The organism is Paraburkholderia sp. BL6669N2 (assembly GCF_003387275.1).
GTDB lineage: Bacteria > Pseudomonadota > Gammaproteobacteria > Burkholderiales > Burkholderiaceae > Paraburkholderia.
Genome location: NZ_QUNA01000003.1, coordinates 156,677 through 175,050 on the forward strand (window position 1 = coordinate 156,677; position 18,374 = coordinate 175,050).

The window sequence follows — 18,374 nt, forward strand, 5'->3', positions numbered from 1 at the left end:
ACATGGGCTCCTACGCGAAGGCAGAACAGCTTTTGGAGCGCGTGATTGCCATTCGCGAGAAAGTGTTAGGCCCGAACAATCCGGGCACCGCGAGAAGTCTTGGCAATCTCGCCGAGGTTTATCGGACTGCGGGAGAGTTTGCAAAGGCTGAGCCGTTGGATCAACGTGCTCTCGCTATTAACGAGAAGGTGCTAGGAGCAGAACACCCGGCCGTCGCTCTTAGTCTTGATAATCTCGCGGAACTCTATAGAGAGATTGGTTCGTACCGCGAGGCCGAGCCACTTTATAACCGTGCGCTCACGATTCGCGAAAAGACGCTCGGGCCAGTTAGTCCAGAGACAGCCGCCAGCCTTAATAATCTGGCTCTCCTCTATTGCGATACTGGTCGTTATGACGATGCCGCGCCGCTTTTCAAGCAGGCGCTGGCCATCAACGTGAAATCACTCGGACCAGAACACCATATTACCGCGCTGACTCTTAATAATATTGGCATGCTGTACCTGACAGTTGGGGCAGATAAGCAGGCAATCGAAGCCTTGCAGATGGCACGCGCTATCGACGAAAAAGCACTTGGACTTGAGCATCCAAATGTAGCAAGAGATCTTAATAACATCGCGTTGGCGTATGAAGGTGAGGGAAAATATGCGCAGGCGGAATCGCTGTACAAGCGCGCGTTGGCTATAAACGAGAACGCGCTCGGCCCCGCAAACCCCAATACGTCGAGATCTCTAAACAATCTTGCTGACCTGCACTGGGCTCAATCCAACTGGTCAGAAGCGGCTGACAATCTTAGGCGAGGTGCGCAAGCGAGTGAGTTGTTCAGCCAAAGTGTCCTAGTACTTGGCGGCGAGCCGAGGAAGCGCGCGTTTATGAATATGTTGGACGGTGAAACCGACGGAGATGTCACTTTTTCGTTAGTGTCGCGCGGACACGTTGCCGATGCTGAGTCTTTTGGAATGCAGGTGGTTCTTCAACGCAAGGGCAGGGTCTTAGACATTCTGGCCGATGATTTCGAAGCGGTAAGAAGGAGTTTAGCACCGGGTGATCGGCAACTGTTTGAACAATGGCGCGAGATCACCACGCAGTATGCGTCACTACTCTTACGTGGACCGGAGCGGATGTCACCGGAGCAGCACCGCAGACTACTGGACCAGGTGAAAGCGCAGGCCACATCGTTCGAAAGCGGACTCAGTCAGCGCAGTATCGAGTTCCGCCAGCATGTTGAAACAGTGACGCTCGAGCGAGTCCAGCAGGCCATTCCGGAAGGCGCAGCCCTTATCGAGTGGTTTCGGTATCATCCTTTCAATCCGATTGCCGTCGGTAGCGAGCCGAAGTATGGTATGCCGCGCTATATGGCGTACGTGCTAAAGCGCCAAGGTGCACCTGCCGCGGTGGATTTAGGTGACGCGAAGACGATAGATACCGCAATCTCGGATCTGCTTGCAGCTCTGCGAGATCCGCACAGCATTGTGGTAAAGGACATTGCACGAGACGTCGAGGTGCGGCTGATGCAGCCTTTGGTCCCTTATATGGGAAACGTAGGGCGCGCTTATCTCGCGCCTGATGGTCAACTTAATCTGGTACCCTTCGGCGCCCTTGTTGACGACAAAGGGAACTACCTTACGCAATCGTTTGAATTTACGTATCTCACCAGCGGGCGTGACCTATTGCGCTCCCCTAGCAGCATTCCGAGTCGCCACGGTCCTGTTATCGTCGCCGACCCAAACTTCGATCTTCTTCAAAGCACTGTCAATGAGTCGGTGGGACGGCCGAAGGGTCACTCGTCCGAAGTACATGCAGGGACTCTGAAGTTTACGCCATTGCCCGGAACAGAGGCGGAGGCCAAGGCGATTCGGGAAATTCTCCATCTCCCGCGCGAACGAGTTCTCACAGGAGACACAGCAACAGCGTCCGCGGTGAAGCAACTTTCTGGCCCACGCATCCTGCACCTTGCCACGCACGGCTTTTTTCTCAGCGACCAAGCTATGAATCAACGATCCGAGGAAGCAGGATTTCTCGCTGAGCGCAACGAGCAGGCGCCCAAGGGAGAGAACCCATTGTTGCGTTCAGGATTGGCGCTCGCCGGAGCAAACCAGTTGCACGCTGGGGGAGATGACGGAATTCTCACCGCGCTCGAAGTCTCGGGGTTAGATTTGGCGGGCACCGAACTAGTCGTTCTATCTGCCTGCGAAACGGGAGTCGGGCAGGTGCAGAACGGCGAAGGGGTCTACGGACTACGTCGCGCGATGGTGTTGGCGGGAGTGCAAACTCAGGTAGTGAGTCTATGGAAGGTGGATGACATAGCAACAAAGGATCTGATGGTAGCCTACTACGGGCGCTTATCCACTGGGGTCGGCCGCTCCGCGGCCCTGCGTGCTGCACAATTGGATATGCTAAATGATCATAAACGTGCCCACCCGTACTATTGGGCGAGTTTCGTTACGATCGGTGCAGCGGGGCCTTTGTCGCCGTAGCGTAATCTGGCTTCCCGTCGCTCGCGGCCGATTTGCTATCGCGCGTATAGATTGATTGACTGGACATTAACATGAGCCGAGCATCATTTCAATTTCCAATGCGGACACTTGTTATTGTGGTCATCGTGAGTGTATCGATTTTGGTGATCGCAGAGGTTGGGCTCGGATGGTCTTTTGACGCTAAGGAAAAGTCATTTATCGTACTAATAGTGTTATTAGCCACTGTAATTTTCAACCGGCATATAGGGAGCTTAAAGAGAGGGAAGCATGAATAAGCCGAGGCGTTTCTTTTCGACTTTAGTTAACGTGCTTCTGTCTCTCGTTTTGTTCTTTGCTTGGTCAGGAATCGATGTCAATGCGGAGCCCACTGTGGGCGCAGCAGCGTCCTTGCGAAGCGTTTGCTTACCCGACCAGCCCGTAGTGCAAGCGGGGAAATCGGTGACACTTAGAGTTTGGGCCACCGACGCTGATGGCGCAGTCATTACAAGGCCAATTCGGCTTACTTGGGCCGCATCCATAGGCAGAATCGTTGGCGATCAAATAGCCACGTGGTCGTTTGAATCGGGTGCTGATGGCTCTGCAGAAGTTATCAAAGCCCACGCGGTTGTGACCATCGATGACGAAATGCTCGGCAGGGCTGTTTGCGATCTGTCGGTCTACCTTTCGAAATCAAATAACTCGCTGGGGTTATCCGGCGCCAACCGCTCGCCGATGCTTAGTGACCGAGCGTTTTTGTTGCACAGCAGTGACCCGCCCCGTGGATATGGTTTGTATAGCTACTTATTGTTTTATGCTCCGCCGGGCAGCGACGAGGAGCGACAACGATATTTGAGCGCTATCGAAGCCTACTTGCTTATCCTGCAGCCTCTCGAAGAGATGGAACGCTATCGTCGCCGTAGTGAACTCGACATTATCCTTTTACCGCTCAAGAGTAATGTTGAGATTCCCGCAGATTTGTCGAATCAGGATCAGCTTACTCATATGGCGGAACGCGTGCTTGCAGCTTATGACTACGCGCGTGCTAAGGTTTTGCTCTTTGAATTTGGCAAGGCTTCCAGCACCACCGGACCGTACCTTGTCTCGAAGATCGCAGATGAAGGTAATTCCAGTGCAGCAGGAAGCCTGCTGAGCTTTGATATGAGTCATGTCGTTCCAAAGCTTGTGCACAATTGGGTAAGAACCTTCTGCTCCTTAACCGCACAGGAGCATTCGTGGAGTGATGTCGTATTGGCGAAGATTGCGCTTGATACTCGCAATGTGATTGCGGTGGGAGCTAATGAGACTCCACAGATAGTAACTAGCCTTAAGAACTGGATTCAATTAGTGAAAGCGCAGTGACGTTATCCTACTCCGTCGAGTTGAGTTCCGAGTTCTCCGAGCCATAGACGTCGATCGCGGCGGATTCACTATGCGAGTGTCCGCAATCGAGAACGCCGGAGGTCTCGTCTGGGTCGAGTGAACGAAACCGCTCGCGCGGTAGGGGGCTGCGGTCCGACGCTGGAGGTCAGGGAGGGGCCGGTCGCGCGGTTTATGTTGGCGAATGAGGCAATCCGCCTCGTTCTTCAACAGGAGCCGCATCATGACCTCCTCTCAACCGACCGTCAGCCCGTTGCGCCAGCGCATGATCGACGACATGCGTATGCGCCAGCTTTCCCCGAAGACGCAAGCCAACTATCTGCGCATCGTTCGCGAGTTCGCCCGATACCTCGGGCGCTCGCCTGATACCGCCACGGTCGAGGACCTGCGAACCTACCAGCTGCATCTGGTCGATCATGGCACGTCACCGATATCACTGAACGCCGCGATCACCGGGCTGAAGTTCTTCTTCGAGACCACGCTCCACGAGTCCGAACTGATGGCCCGGATGCAGCCCGTGCGCGTGCCCCGTACGTTACCGGTCGTGCTCAGCCCCGATGAAGTACGGCGGCTCATCGCCGCCACAGGCAACCTGAAGCACCAGACGGCTCTCTCGGTTGCCTACGGCACCGGGCTGCGCGTCAGCGAAGTGGTGGCGCTGAAGGTCACAGACATCGACAGCCAGCGCATGACGCTGCGTGTCGAGCAGGGCAAGGGCCGCAAAGATCGCTACGCGATGCTTTCACCGGTGCTGCTCGAACGCCTGCGCGTCTGGTGGCGTGTGGCCCGTGCCCAGGGCAGGATGCCCGACGGCGGGTGGCTGTTTCCCGGGCTCGACCCCATCGATCCCCTCACGCCGAGGCAACTCAACCGTGCCATCCGTGCGGCCGCCGAGGCCGCGCAGATCGACAAGCGCGTGTCGATGCACACGCTGCGTCACAGCTTTGCCACGCACCTGCTCGAACAGAAGGTCGACATCCGCGTGATCCAGGTGCTGCTTGGCCACAAGAAGCTGGAAACCACCGCGCTTTACGCGCAGGTAGCCACCGACCTGCTGCGCGAAGTCACCAGTCCGCTGGAGCGCCTGCCCGCCAACTGACCCGGCGCAGTGCCTCATGCCGGAGGTCGCGGACATCTTCCGCGCACGCGGGCCGGCGTGGCGTCGCACAGTCCACCTGAGCCTCGGGCAGCTGAAGGTCATGTCAGCCATCGAACAGTGCCGCAGCGCGGCGCTGGGCGGGCATGTGCTGCGCTGTTCCGGCTGCGCGCGCACCGAGATCGCCTACAACTCCTGCCTTATGGGAAGTTCTGTCTAACGGGGAGTTGCAGATCAGGTTCGGCGCGAAACCTACCGGGCGTATCTGGTTTTGTATCTGGCCGGTCGCCATTTAACACCCCATAAAATCGCGGTCCTCCTTTGCTATGGTGGTTGGGCCTTCCCAGGCAACCCTCATAGGAGGATGTGATGCTGGACACCTACCTGGTAGCACCCAAAACCTTGAAACGCCTGCGCTCGGGACCCAGCGGAGTCTTCATTGACGACTTTGCTGACGCGCTTGAACGAGACGGATATTCCGCGGCCAGTGCCATACGTTACCTGCGAGCTGCCGACCATCTTGGTCGCTTCATGCTGGCACACGGCGGTACCCTGGCCGATACTGGTCCACAAACCCCGGAAACCTTCTTTCGTCATCTGCCAACTTGCACTTGCCCGGAAGTAAAAGGTGGCAGGACCGGCCACCACGTCTATTTCGGCGCCAAACGCTTTCGCGAATACCTGATCGAGATCGGCGTCTGCCCGGACGACAAGCCTTCGATTGCAGAGATTCGGGAACCGGCAATCGTAGGTGGTTTCCGGCGATGGTTGCAAAAGCACCGGGGTGCGAAGGATCCAACCATTCGGCTCTACTGTCGTGATGCCGCAGTGATGCTGAAAGTGCTTGGCGATGACGCCAGCCAGTGGGATCCGAAGCAGATACGTACGTTCCTGCTGAACAGTGCCTGCAGTTGTGGTGCTGGTACCGCTGAAAAGCGGGTCACTAGCGCGCGAGCCTTCTTACGCTACCTCGGGGTTCACGATCTGTGTCGGCCGGGTCTCGATCAGGCGGTTCCGTCGCTGGCGCATTGGCGCCTGGCGTCACTGCCAAGGTGTCTGAGCGCTGACGAAGTTGACCGCCTGATCGCCGCATGCGATGACGATTCACGCAGGCGTCTTCGCGATCGTGCGATCGTCCTCCTGCTTGTGCGACTTGGGGTTCGCGCAGGTGACCTGGCGAACCTTCGCTTGAGCGGTATGGAGTGGGACTCCGGGACGCTACGTGTCTTGGGAAAGGGGCGCTATGAAGTTCGCCTTCCGCTGCCGCAGGATGCTGGCGAGGCACTTCTGCGGTATCTCGAATCGCGACCTCGGGTTGCCGGCAGCGACCATGTCTTTGTTAGAAACATCGCACCCGTCAAGCCGCATATCTCAAGCGACGGCATATCTTCGATAGTGAAGCGCGCACTAAAACGGGCCGGGGTGAGTTCGCCCGCCAAAGGTGCACATCTGCTGCGCCACACGGCGGCGACTGAGATGTTGCGCCACGGGCTTCCCCTCGACCAGGTTGGCCTGATCCTGAGGCATCGCGGCATTGATACCACGGCGTATTACGCCAAGGTCGACGTAGCGCTGCTCAGCCAAATCGCTCGGCCATGGCCGGAGGTGGCGAAATGATGCCGGCCGTGGAGTCCTATCTTGCCGCGCGGCGTGCCGCCGGATTCAAACTGCTGAACGCAGACTACCTGTTGCGCAGTTTCGCGTGCTTTGCTGTCAAACGCGGTGAAATGCACGTTTGCACGCAGACAGCAATCGACTGGGCCGGCGAGGCTGCGTCGGTGGCCCAGCGTGACGCAAGGCTAAAGACCGTGTGTCGGTTCGCCCGGTACATGCGTATGGAGGATCAAAACCATGAACTACCACCCGCCCGCCACTTTGGTTACCGAAAGACGCGTCGCGTTCCGTTCATCTACACCTGCGCTGACATTGAGCGCTTGATAAACACAGCCTTGCAATCGGGCCCTCGGGGCACGTTGCAACCACAAACGTATGCGACATTAATTGCCCTGCTGCTAGCCACGGGCATGCGGATCTCGGAGGCCCTGAACCTGCGCCTTGCCGACATGACTTCCGAAGGACTGCTGATTCGAAAGAGCAAATTCCAGAAGACCCGTCTAGTTCCACTGCACGAGACAGCGGTGGCGGGTTTGCAGAGGTATTTAGCACTGCGGCGACGAGCCTGCCCGGGTGACGACCATGTGTTCGTTGATGACGACGGTCACGCGCTCAGATACACGGTTACTTACTGGATGTTCCAGAAGCTGCTGAAGTTTGCCGGCATCGGCACCACCCACAACGGCCACCGTCCCCGCTTGCATGAGCTCAGACACACGTTCGCCGTCAGGGCACTGGAGGCAAGCCCGGAAGGCCGAGACCGGGTCGGGCGGCACATGTTGGCCCTTGCGACCTACATGGGACACGTCAACATCAACGCCACCTATTGGTATCTCGAGGCCACGCCCGCGCTCCTGCGCGACATTGCTGTCGCCGCAGAGGGGTTTCTCACCGGAGAACAGAAATGATGCCGATCGCGCCGCACATTGTTGCATTCCTTCGTCAAAACCTTGCCCATGAGAGAGGCGCCAGCCAACACACCTGCGACTCCTATGCTTGCACCTTCCAGCTTCTGTTCGAGTTCGCCGCCAGGCGACTCAAGGTGACGCCCTCGTCGCTAGCACTGGAGCAGCTCGATGCGAGGCTGATCAGCGACTTCCTGGAATATCTCGAAGATGCGCGCCACAATTCGCCTGAGACGCGTAATGTCCGGCTGGCTGCAATCAGGTCATTCTTCCACTTCCTTGAGTATCGCGAGCCCGCGATTCTTGAGCAAGCGCGACGAATCCTGGGCATTCCCTATAAGAAAACCGATTCCCGTCTGGTGCCATATCTGCTCGAGGATGAGGTTCGGGCTCTGCTCGATGCGCCAGATCCGTCAACGCGCGAGGGTATTCGGGACCGGGCGATGCTGCATCTGGCCATCTGCGGCGGCCTGCGTGTATCGGAGCTGACGGGATTGCATACCGCCGATGTTGTCCTCCCGTCGTTGAGCATCCGTGTTCACGGCAAGGGCCGGCGGGAGCGCGCCTTGCCCCTGTGGAAAACGACCGCTAACGCGTTGCGTGCCTGGATGGTGATACGGGGAAGTGTCGCAGTACCGGAATTGTTCGTTAATGCACGGGGCGAAGCGATGAGCCGTTGGGGTTTCGCGTATGTCCTTAAATGCCACACTGCGACGGCTAGTCATAAGTGCCCCTCGCTGTCGAAGAAGCAGGTATCACCGCACGTCTTGAGGCACACCTGTGCAATGATAGTACTGCGAAGCACTCAGGACATCCGAAAGGTTTCCCTGTGGCTCGGGCACAGCGATCTGGCGACCACTGAAATCTACACTCGCGCTGATCCAACTGAGAAGCTCGAAGCCCTCAACGCGATCGTCCCACCGCATTTGCGCAGGGGTTCGTTCCGGCCGTCCGATAAGGTAATCGCCATGCTCAGGGCCAAGCTTTAATGGAGAGCTGAACGGGCGCGGAGTTCACTCCGTGCTCGCTCAGGGGGTGCCTTCTCCCCATAGCAAAACACTTCCCATAAGGCAGGAGTTGTAGGCGATCTCGGTGCGCGCGCAGCCGGAACAGCGCAGCACATGCCCGCCCAGCGCCGCGCTGCGGCACTGTTCGATGGCTGACATGACCTTCAGCTGCCCGAGGCTCAGGTGGACTGTGCGACGCCACGCCGGCCCGCGTGCGCGGAAGATGTCCGCGACCTCCGGCATGAGGCACTGCGCCGGGTCAGTTGGCGGGCAGGCGCTCCAGCGGACTGGTGACTTCGCGCAGCAGGTCGGTGGCTACCTGCGCGTAAAGCGCGGTGGTTTCCAGCTTCTTGTGGCCAAGCAGCACCTGGATCACGCGGATGTCGACCTTCTGTTCGAGCAGGTGCGTGGCAAAGCTGTGACGCAGCGTGTGCATCGACACGCGCTTGTCGATCTGCGCGGCCTCGGCGGCCGCACGGATGGCACGGTTGAGTTGCCTCGGCGTGAGGGGATCGATGGGGTCGAGCCCGGGAAACAGCCACCCGCCGTCGGGCATCCTGCCCTGGGCACGGGCCACACGCCACCAGACGCGCAGGCGTTCGAGCAGCACCGGTGAAAGCATCGCGTAGCGATCTTTGCGGCCCTTGCCCTGCTCGACACGCAGCGTCATGCGCTGGCTGTCGATGTCTGTGACCTTCAGCGCCACCACTTCGCTGACGCGCAGCCCGGTGCCGTAGGCAACCGAGAGAGCCGTCTGGTGCTTCAGGTTGCCTGTGGCGGCGATGAGCCGCCGTACTTCATCGGGGCTGAGCACGACCGGTAACGTACGGGGCACGCGCACGGGCTGCATCCGGGCCATCAGTTCGGACTCGTGGAGCGTGGTCTCGAAGAAGAACTTCAGCCCGGTGATCGCGGCGTTCAGTGATATCGGTGACGTGCCATGATCGACCAGATGCAGCTGGTAGGTTCGCAGGTCCTCGACCGTGGCGGTATCAGGCGAGCGCCCGAGGTATCGGGCGAACTCGCGAACGATGCGCAGATAGTTGGCTTGCGTCTTCGGGGAAAGCTGGCGCATACGCATGTCGTCGATCATGCGCTGGCGCAACGGGCTGACGGTCGGTTGAGAGGAGGTCATGATGCGGCTCCTGTTGAAGAACGAGGCGGATTGCCTCATTCGCCAACATAAACCGCGCGACCGGCCCCTCCCTGACCTCCAGCGTCGGACCGCAGCCCCCTACCGCGCGAGCGGTTTCGTTCTGTCGGCCAGGAAGTGACGTTCGCCCCACCGAGTTGCGGACATTGAGGCGTCGGTTGAGCACCAACAAGCGGCCATTCAACCGCCCCGTCCGCTGCCGTTAGCTGACGCGGATTCAATCGCCGACGTGGATCGCGTCCCACTGATCCCCGCATGGCAAGCTCCGTCGGAACCCGCCCAATAGCGCGACATGGCACATACGCGTCGTTTATTTGTGATGGACGCTCCTCCCCGTTGATCAAGACGGAAGGTACCCGTAATCATTGGCCTCCAACCCCACCTGACCCCGCGCCGCAAAGACTGCATGGCGCGCGAAGCGCCAGTAGATGCCACGCGGCCTGACCGCCTCGCGCAACCGCACCGAAGCCTTTTTCGGCGGCAGCTGCATGTCGGCGTGCCGCAGCGCCTATCCGCGAGCACTTGACAACGCAAATTTGTCCTGAGACGGTATACAAAATACTGAAAAGTGAACGCCGATGTCAGATCTCGCAGAGAACGTCGCCCGCGTCGGAACGGGACAGGCCGCTGAAGCCTGGCGCTATGCGTCGGCTGCGCGCGCAGCGGCCGCGCTGCGCCGCCACGAAGTCAGTTCCCGGGAGCTCGTTGCCGCGTGCGAAGCGGCTTGGCGCGAGGCTAACCCGCGGGTCAACGCCCTCGTGCTAAGCGACTTCGAGCGCGCGCACGCCATCGCGAGGCAGCGCGACGAAGAACTCGCGACGGGCCGCCCGCGCGGTCCGTTGCACGGCGTGCCGTTCACCATCAAGGAGTCCTTCGACGTCGCCGGCTGGCCGACCACCGTGGGCGATCCCGCGTTCCGCGACAACATCGCCGCGCGCGATGCCGCCGTCGTGCAGCGTCTGAGCGATGCCGGCGCAGTGCTGCTCGGCAAGACCAACGTGCCGTTATGGCTGCGCGACTGGCAAAGCTACAACGACATCTACGGCACCACGCGCAATCCGCATGATCTCGCGCGCACGCCGGGCGGTTCGTCGGGCGGCAGCGCGGCGGCGGTGAGTACCGGCTTGGCGTTTTTCGATGTGGGCTCCGACATCGGCTCGTCGATCCGCAACCCCGCGCACTATTGCGGCATCTACTCGCACAAGAGCACGCACGGCCTCGTGTCGCTCGACGGACATGGCTTGCCGGGCGGCGTCGCGTGTCCCGACATCAACGTTGCCGGACCGCTTGCACGCAGCGCGAACGATCTCGCGCTCGTGCTCGAAGCGATCATGGGCCCGCCGCCCGATGCCGCGTGCGCGGTGCGTTTCGAGCTGCCGCGCTGCGATACGAAGAATCTCGATCAGATCCGCTTCGGCGTATTGAGCAACCATCCGGTAGCGCCGGTGGATGCCGAAGTCGAGCGCTGCATCGTCGAGCTTGGCCGCGCGCTGGAGCGGCGCGGCGCGCAAGTGCTGTGGGATGCGCGTCCGCAACTAGACGCCGCGGAGTTGCTGCGCACGTACACGCTGCTGCTGCGCGCATCGACGTGCGGCTATCTCGGCGACGAAGCCTTCGCGAGCGCGCTCGCCGGCGCGGACGCCGCTAATCCCGCCGACACGACCTACGCGTCGCTGCAATACACGGGCGCGGCGATGCGTCATCGCGACTGGCTGAAATTGCAGCCGCTGCGCGAGAAATATGCGGCGGCGTGGCGCGTGCTTTTCACGCGCGTCGATGTGTTGCTATGTCCGGTAGCGGCGACGGCAGCGTTCACGCTCAACGAAGAGGGCGCGCCGTGGCAGCGCACGCTCGATGTGAACGGCGAGCCGCAGCCGCTCACCACTCAGTTGTTCTGGGCCGGGCACTCGGGTCTGTGCGGTTTGCCGTCGACGGTCGCGCCAGCGGGACGCACCGCGAGCGGCTTGCCTGTGGGCGTGCAGATCGTCGCGCCGCTGTATCACGACCTACGCTCGATTCAGGTGGCAAGCCTGCTCGAAGCCGAAGGCTACGCCGCATACGCACCGCCCGGTGCACTGTGAACAAACCCGTTAAGCGCTGATGCCGCGCGCCGAACCCGACTCACTCGATCGCACACGGAGCCCACGCTCATGTCCTGGTTCACCTCACTGTCAAAAAACGAAAAGAAGGCGTTTGCCGGCGCGTTCGTCGGTCACGCGGTGGACGTCTACGACTTCATGATCTATTCGCTCCTCATCCCCGTTTTGATGCAGACCTGGCACATGAGCAAGGCGACGGCGGGCAGCATCGTCACGTGGACCTTGGTCGCGTCGCTGGTCGGCGCGATCGGCGCCGGTCTGCTCGCCGACCGATACGGCCGCATACGAATCCTGCGCTGGACCATCGCGCTGTTCGCGCTGTCGTGCTTCGCGTGCGGGTTCGCGAATTCGCCGACCCAGCTCGCGGTACTGCGCGCGGTGCAGGGGCTCGGGTTCGGCGGCGAGTCGTCGCTGTGCATGGTGCTGGTCACGGAGATGATCCGCAATCCCGCGCATCGCGGGAAATTCTCGGGCTTCACGGCGAGCAGCTATTCGTTCGGCTGGGCCGGCGCCGCGCTCGCGTATAGCATGCTGTTCAACTGGCTGCCGCCGGAGTGGGCGTGGCGCGTGTGTCTGTTCGTCGGCATTCTGCCCGCGCTGCTGGTGGTGTGGCTGCGGCGCAATCTGCGCGAGCCGGAATCGTTCCACCGCACGCTCGCTGCGCGCCGCAACACCAGCGCGGGCGAGGCGTTGCGCGCGGTGTTCAGCGGCCGGCTCGCCGCGCGCACGTTGTGGTGCAGCCTGTTGTCGGGCGGCATGCTCGGCTCCTACTACGCGATCGCGACGTGGATGCCGATGTGGCTCAAGTCGGAGCGCGGCCTTTCAGTGACGGGCACCGGCGTGTGGCTCGCCGTGACGATCGGCGGCTCGCTGGCCGGTTACGCACTGGGCGCATGGACCACGGACCGCTTCGGACGACGCCCAACGTACATCCTGTTTGCGGCGGGCGCGTTCGTGATGAGCATCGCGTACATGCTGATCGACGCGCCGACGCCGGTCATGCTGCTGATCGGCTTTCTGCTCGGCGTGCTGATGCAGGGGACGTTTTCCGGCGTGGCCGCGACCATCGCCGAGACCTATCCGAACTCCATCCGCGCGACCGGCTATGGCGTCGCGTACAACGTGGGACGCGTGATCGGCTCGGTGTTCCCGTTCGCGGCGGGCTGGCTCGCGAACGGCCATTTCACGCTGACGCTCGCGATTCCGCTCGTGGCTGGCGTCGGCTATTGCTTCGTGGTGCTCGCCGCGCTGATGTTGCCGGAGACCAATGGCATCGCGCTCGACGCCGTCGAAGCCGATGCAGCCGCGACCGACGCGCCCGCGCATTCCGCCGCTGCTGGTCAAGCAATCACCCCGACGGGCACTTCGCGTTGATCCAATATCAACGAAGCGGAGCAATAAACCTCGAAATTTTTATTGTCCATTTGTTTTCGTCATTGCAGTATACAGAATACAAAAATGAACGGTGCGATAGGAGAGGGTCATGAGAGCACCGTCCCCGGAGCGGCAGGTCTTTCAATGAAAAAATCAAGGAACCCCTGGATGAACAAGACTTTCTGGAGCGCGGCAGGCCTTGCATGCCTTTCGGTCACGGCGCACGCGCAAAGCAGTGTCACGCTGTACGGCCTGATCGACGCAGCGGTGATCTACACGAGCAATCAGGACGGTGGCCGCTCGTATGCGATGGCGAGCGGCTCGACGCGCGGCAGCCGGGTCGGCTTTCTGGGCTCGGAAGATTTGGGCGGCGGCTCGCGCGCGATTTTCCGGCTTGAAAACGGCTTCGACGTGACGGACGGCTCGCTCGGTCAGGGTGGCCTGATGTTCGGCCGCCAAGCCTACGTGGGCCTCGAAAACGACCGCTGGGGCCGCATCACGCTCGGCCGCCAGTACGAGTCGATGGTCGATTACGTCGCGCCACTCACCGCGGCGGACTGGTCGGTCTACATGGAGCACCCCGGCGACATGGACTTGACCAACCGCGGCGTGCGCGTGAACAACGCGGTGCGCTATGCCAACAGCTTCGGCGGCTTCACCGGCAGCGCGATGTACAGCTTCGGCGGCCAGGCGGGCAGCTTCGGCAGCCGGAGCATGTGGAGCCTGGGCGGCAGCTACGAGAACGGACCGCTCTATGCCGGCTTCGGCATGACCTACGCGCGCCAGCCGGGCGAACTGTCGCCGGGTACGTTCTGGAAGGACACCAATTCGGCGGTAGGCGAATATGCGCTCGCCGCGCATTCGTTCCTCACGGTGGGCGGCGGCGCGTCGTACAAGATCGGCAAGGCCAAGATCAGCGCCGACGTCACGCATGTCGAGTACAAGCAGGGCTTCGAAGGGCAAGACGTCAATTTCATGAACTATGAAATCAACGGCATGTTTTACTTCACGCCGGCACTGTCGGCGGGTCTGGGCGTCACGTACACGGAAGGTTCCGTCGACGCGAACGACGCCGACCCGCGCTACATCCAGTACAACGCGGTGTTGAATTACTCGCTGTCCAAGCGCACGCAGCTTTACGCGTTCGCGACGCTGCAACGCGCGCTCGGCGATGCGCAGGTTGCGCAGGTCTCGCAGTTCATCTCGGCGTCGAGCAGCAACATGCAGTCGGCGGCGGGCATCGGTTTGCGTCATTCGTTCTAGCCGCACACCAGGATCTTTGCGGAGTTGGCTTTTCCGTTATTAATGTATACAGTGTACTGAATTGACCTCCGTCACGGTTGGCGGGCAATTCACCCCAAGAAGGAGTCGGACATGGCAGAACTGATGGACCGCGAAACTTTCCGCGCGGCACTTGAAGAAGCGATCAAGGGAAAGAGCGCGAACAAGGCGCCGTTCAGCATCGCGTGGGCGAGCGGCAAGCTGACGCGCGCGCATCTCGCGCGCTGGGCCGAGAACCACTACCACTACGTCGGGCCGTTCGCCGACTACCTCGGCTATCTGTACGCGCGCACGCCGGATCACATGACCGAGGCGAAAGACTTCCTGCTCGCGAACATGTACGAAGAGGAAATCGGCGGCGACCGTCACACGGACCTGCTGATCCGCTTCGCCGAAGCGTGCGGCACGACGCGTGAACGCGTGGTCGATCCCGACAACATGTCGCCGACCACGCGCGGTCTGCAAGGCTGGTGCTATTCGGTGGCGATGCGCGAAGACCCGGTAGTGGCGGTCGCGGCGCTGGTGGTCGGGCTGGAGTCGCAGGTGCCGTCCATTTACCGCAAGCAGACGCCGACGCTGCGCGATCTCTATAAGTTCACGGATGAGGAAGTCGAGTTCTTCGACCTGCACATCGTGTCCGACGAGATCCACGGCGAGCGCGGCTATCAGATCGTGCTCGAACACGCGAACACGCCGGAGCTGCAACAGCGTTGCCTGAAGATCTGCGAAGTGGGCGCGCAGATGCGTCTGCTGTACACCACGGCGCTCTATTACGACTACGTCGAAAAAGAGATCCCGCTGCCCGAACTGGGCCTCGCGGCCTAAAGCAAGCCGCGCCTTTCCAGGGCCGATGCGCGGCCGGCGCGCGTTCTTTTTATTCCGTCGCGCGTCGGCCCGTCACGGGCAAACCAGATCACTTTTGCAGGGCCGTTGCAGACATGACAAACGTACCGACGTTTCAGAACTACATCGACGGCGAATGGTGTGCGAGCCTCACCGGCGCCACCTTCGACAACCTCAACCCGGCCGATACGCGCGACGTGGTCGGCCGCTTTCAGGCTTCGTCGCAAGACGATGCGCACGCGGCTGTGCGCGCCGCAGCCGTAGCGTTCGGTGCGTGGAAGCGCCAGACGCCAGGCACGCGCGCGAAGATCCTGCTCGACGCCGCGGCGTATCTGGAGCAGAACGCCGCGCGTTTCGGCGAAGAACTGACGCGCGAGGAGGGCAAGCAGAAAGCGCTCGCGAAGGACGAGTTCATGCGCGCGGCGCAGACGCTGCGCTACTACGCGATCGAAGCGCAGTCGTATGGTGGCGAAACATTCCCGAGCGACGACGCCGCGTCGACGGTCTACACCGTGCGCGAGCCGCTCGGTGTGGTGACCGTGATTTCGCCGTGGAACTTCCCGGTGTCGATCCCCGCGCGCAAGATCGCGCCCGCGCTGATCTGTGGCAACACGGTGGTGTTCAAGCCCGCATCGGATGCGCCGTTGAGCGGCTTGCGCCTTGCCGAAGCGTTCGTCGAAGCGGGCATTCCAAAGGGCGTGCTCAATTTCGTCACGGGCAGCGCGAGCGCGGTCGGGCCCGTGCTGGTCGGCGCGCGTGAAGTGCGGGCCGTTTCGTTCACCGGTTCCACCTCGGCGGGCGAACAGATTCACCGCGCCGCGTCGCTCTCGACGCGCACACAGATGGAGTTGGGCGGCAAGAACCCGCTGATCGTGCTCGATGCGGGCGACATCGATCTCGCCGTCGATCTCACGATCAAAGGCGGCTTCTCGCTAACAGGCCAGGCATGCACCGGCACGAGCCGCGTGCTGGTGGCACGTGAGATTCGCGCAGCGTTCGTCGAGCGGCTGGCTGCAAAGACCGCCGCGTTGAAGGTCGGCAGCGGCATGCAGCCGGACATCGACATCGGCCCGCTTGCGACTGCGGGGCAATTGCGCACGGTGCTCGACTACATCGAAACCGGCAAGCGTGAAGGGACGCTCGTGTGCGGGGGCGAGCAACTGAGCGACGGCGATTTCGCGCACGGCTATTTCGTGACGCCGACGATCTTCACCGACGTGCCGCGCGATGCGCGCATCGCACGTGAAGAAATCTTCGGGCCGGTGATCGCGGTGATCGACGTAGACGATTACGACGACGCCATCGCGGTTGCGAACGACAGCGAATACGGCCTCGCCGCCGCGCTCGTCACACGCGACGCGAAGCTGATGCACCGCTTCGCCAACGACATCGAAGCGGGCACCGTAAAGATCAACCGCACGACGACGGGCAATCTCGTCAACGCGCCGTTCGGCGGACTCAAGCGTTCCAGCACCGCCACCTTCCGCGAATCGGGCCGCGACGGGCTCGAATTTTATCTGCAGACCAAGACCGTTTATCGCGGCATCTAACCGGCAAATTATTTGACCATGAAATCATTCTTCAAACTCGAACTGGCGGAAGCGCGCCTGATGGTCGCGGCGGCGGTCGCGCGTTCGCAGGCGATCGGCGTGTGCGAATCCATCTGCGTGTGCGACGAAGGTGGCTTTCCGCTCGCGCTCGATCGCATGGACGGCGGCCGCGTGACGGGTCCGCAGATCGCGTGGAACAAGGCCTTCACCGCGGCGGGCCACAAGCGCTCGACGCATCTGTTCACGACGCCGCCCAACGGTCCCGCGCTGCCGGGCAACGAAGCATTCGGCATTCAATGGAGCTTCGAGGGACGCTTCGCGGCGTTCGTCGGGGGCTTTCCGATCGTGGTCGATCAGCAAGTTGTCGGCGGCATCGGATTATCAGGCGGCAACGGCGAGCAGGACACCCAGGCGGGTCTCGCGGGTCTCGCCGCACTGCGCGACGCGTTGCGCGAGAGCGGGCACGAAGTGCTCGTGCAAGCCGACATCAAGCTGTGAGTGCGAGGGCCATCGTGAGCTATCGGATCACCTGGATCGAGGCGCAGCGCAGTTTCGACGCGACGAGCGACGAAACCGTGCTCGAAGCGGCGCAGCGCGCGGGCGTGACGCTGCCGTCCGAATGCGCGTTCGGCGGTTGCGGCACGTGTCGCGTGAAGCTGGTGGCGGGCAGCGTGAATTACGTGGAGCCGCCGCTCGCGCTGTCGCCCGAAGAAGCCGCCGAGGGCTATGCGCTGATGTGCCAGGCGCATGCGCTCGCGGACCTCGAAATCAGCACCGAACGCGTGCTTGCCGCGCCGGTGCCGCCGCAGCGGCATCGGACGACGGTGCGCAAGGTGGAGGCGCTGAGCGGCGACGTCACGCGTCTCGTGCTCGCGCTCGATCACGCGTCGCCGCTCACGTTCAGGCCCGGTCAGTATCTGAACGTGCTGCTCGGCGAAGCGGGGGCACGTAGCTTCTCGATGGCCTCGCGTCCGGATGATGGGCATATCGAATTGCACATCCGGCGTATCGACGGCGGCTACTTCACGCAGGACCTGCTGGCCGCAATGCGTGCCGGCGACACGCTTGACATCGATGCGCCGCTCGGCGGCTTCGGCTATCACGAGGAGGATTACCGGCCGATCGTGATGGTCGCGACGGGCACCGGCATCGCGCCGTTGCGCAGCATGCTCGCGACGCTGCTCGACAGCGGAGAGTCGCCGCCGATCGACCTCTACTGGGGCGCGCGCACGCAGCACGATCTGTATCTGCACGACGAACTCGCGCACTTGGCCGCAACGCACGAAGACTTCCGCTACGTGCCGGTGCTTTCACGCGCGCACGGCGACTGGTCCGGCGCACGTGGCTACGTGCAGCACGTGGTGCTCGCGGATCACCCCGATCTGTCCGGGCACTCGCTGTATCTGTGCGGATCGCCCGCAATGATCGCGGATGCGCGCAGCGCGTTCGTCGCTCATGGCGCGAGCGTGCGCTACCTGTATGCAGACAGCTTCACGTTCCAGCACCCGCAATGCGTTGACGCAACGGACTGAAACCGCAAAAAGGGCGCGCGAGCAAGGGTCGGATGCGGACTGCGCCCGATTCCGATGCATCACCGACAAAAACTCGCACGGTTTTTTTTG

Annotated in this window: 14 protein-coding genes and 2 pseudogenes; 14 read left to right on the forward strand and 2 right to left on the reverse strand. The window is 61.6% G+C overall.

The genetic code is table 11. From position 1 onward, the window contains the following. Nucleotides 1–2: 2 nt before the first annotated feature. The 7 genes and pseudogenes from B0G80_RS44625 to B0G80_RS44655 all read left to right on the forward strand — a co-directional run bounded on the left by B0G80_RS44625 (nt 3) and on the right by B0G80_RS44655 (nt 8,434). On the forward strand, nt 3–2,474 hold the full coding sequence (locus B0G80_RS44625; RefSeq protein WP_116124102.1) for a CHAT domain-containing protein: 2,472 nt from the start codon (nt 3–5) through the stop codon (nt 2,472–2,474). A gap of 267 nt (nt 2,475–2,741) precedes the next feature. Then, nucleotides 2,742–3,812, forward strand: coding sequence for a hypothetical protein (locus B0G80_RS44630; RefSeq protein WP_116124103.1), 1,071 nt, complete (start codon nt 2,742–2,744; stop codon nt 3,810–3,812). Between the two features lie 241 nt (nt 3,813–4,053). After that, entirely contained in the window at nt 4,054–4,929 is an 876-nt protein-coding gene (locus B0G80_RS44635; protein WP_116121856.1) for a site-specific integrase, read from the forward strand. Between the two features lie 16 nt (nt 4,930–4,945). Next, a pseudogene (locus tag B0G80_RS44640) lies at nt 4,946–5,125 on the forward strand (transposase zinc-binding domain-containing protein); the annotation flags it as partial. A 170-nt stretch (nt 5,126–5,295) separates the two neighbouring features. Further along, nucleotides 5,296–6,543 (forward strand): tyrosine-type recombinase/integrase, encoded by a 1,248-nt coding sequence (locus B0G80_RS44645; protein ID WP_220377483.1) that lies wholly within the window; start codon nt 5,296–5,298, stop codon nt 6,541–6,543. Beyond that, entirely contained in the window at nt 6,540–7,448 is a 909-nt protein-coding gene (locus B0G80_RS44650) for a tyrosine-type recombinase/integrase (RefSeq protein WP_116120079.1), read from the forward strand. Before B0G80_RS44645 ends, B0G80_RS44650 begins: the two co-directional genes overlap by 4 nt. Next, nucleotides 7,445–8,434 (forward strand): tyrosine-type recombinase/integrase, encoded by a 990-nt coding sequence (locus tag B0G80_RS44655; protein WP_116120080.1) that lies wholly within the window; start codon nt 7,445–7,447, stop codon nt 8,432–8,434. The genes B0G80_RS44650 and B0G80_RS44655 overlap by 4 nt, the downstream gene beginning before the upstream one ends. Nucleotides 8,435–8,515: 81 nt before the next feature. On the opposite strand, the pseudogene B0G80_RS44660 reads toward B0G80_RS44655, so the two are convergent. After that, nucleotides 8,516–8,695: pseudogene (locus B0G80_RS44660) on the reverse strand (transposase zinc-binding domain-containing protein); the annotation flags it as partial. Nucleotides 8,696–8,711: 16 nt separating this feature from the next. Further along, on the reverse strand, nt 8,712–9,587 hold the full coding sequence (locus B0G80_RS44665; protein WP_116121856.1) for a site-specific integrase: 876 nt from the start codon (nt 9,585–9,587) through the stop codon (nt 8,712–8,714). A gap of 596 nt (nt 9,588–10,183) precedes the next feature. On the opposite strand from B0G80_RS44665, the gene B0G80_RS44670 reads away from it, so the two are divergent. The 7 genes from B0G80_RS44670 to B0G80_RS44700 all read left to right on the forward strand — a co-directional run bounded on the left by B0G80_RS44670 (nt 10,184) and on the right by B0G80_RS44700 (nt 18,284). After that, nucleotides 10,184–11,686, forward strand: coding sequence for an amidase (locus B0G80_RS44670; protein WP_116124104.1), 1,503 nt, complete (start codon nt 10,184–10,186; stop codon nt 11,684–11,686). Between the two features lie 69 nt (nt 11,687–11,755). Next, entirely contained in the window at nt 11,756–13,078 is a 1,323-nt protein-coding gene (locus tag B0G80_RS44675; protein ID WP_116124105.1) for an MFS transporter, read from the forward strand. A gap of 168 nt (nt 13,079–13,246) precedes the next feature. Next, nucleotides 13,247–14,341 carry a porin gene (locus B0G80_RS44680; protein WP_116124106.1) on the forward strand — a complete coding sequence of 365 codons (1,095 nt, stop codon included), beginning with the start codon at nt 13,247–13,249 and terminating at the stop codon, nt 14,339–14,341. A 111-nt stretch (nt 14,342–14,452) separates the two neighbouring features. Beyond that, nucleotides 14,453–15,184 carry a TenA family transcriptional regulator gene (locus B0G80_RS44685; protein WP_116124107.1) on the forward strand — a complete coding sequence of 244 codons (732 nt, stop codon included), beginning with the start codon at nt 14,453–14,455 and terminating at the stop codon, nt 15,182–15,184. A 113-nt stretch (nt 15,185–15,297) separates the two neighbouring features. Then, the gene (locus B0G80_RS44690; RefSeq protein ID WP_116124108.1) at nt 15,298–16,752 is read left to right on the forward strand and encodes an aldehyde dehydrogenase family protein; all 1,455 of its coding nucleotides are present in this window, start codon (nt 15,298–15,300) and stop codon (nt 16,750–16,752) included. Nucleotides 16,753–16,770: 18 nt separating this feature from the next. Further along, nucleotides 16,771–17,250, forward strand: coding sequence for a heme-binding protein (locus tag B0G80_RS44695; protein WP_116124109.1), 480 nt, complete (start codon nt 16,771–16,773; stop codon nt 17,248–17,250). Nucleotides 17,251–17,264: 14 nt separating this feature from the next. Next, on the forward strand, nt 17,265–18,284 hold the full coding sequence (locus B0G80_RS44700) for a 2Fe-2S iron-sulfur cluster-binding protein (RefSeq protein WP_116124172.1): 1,020 nt from the start codon (nt 17,265–17,267) through the stop codon (nt 18,282–18,284). Nucleotides 18,285–18,374: the final 90 nt, after the last annotated feature.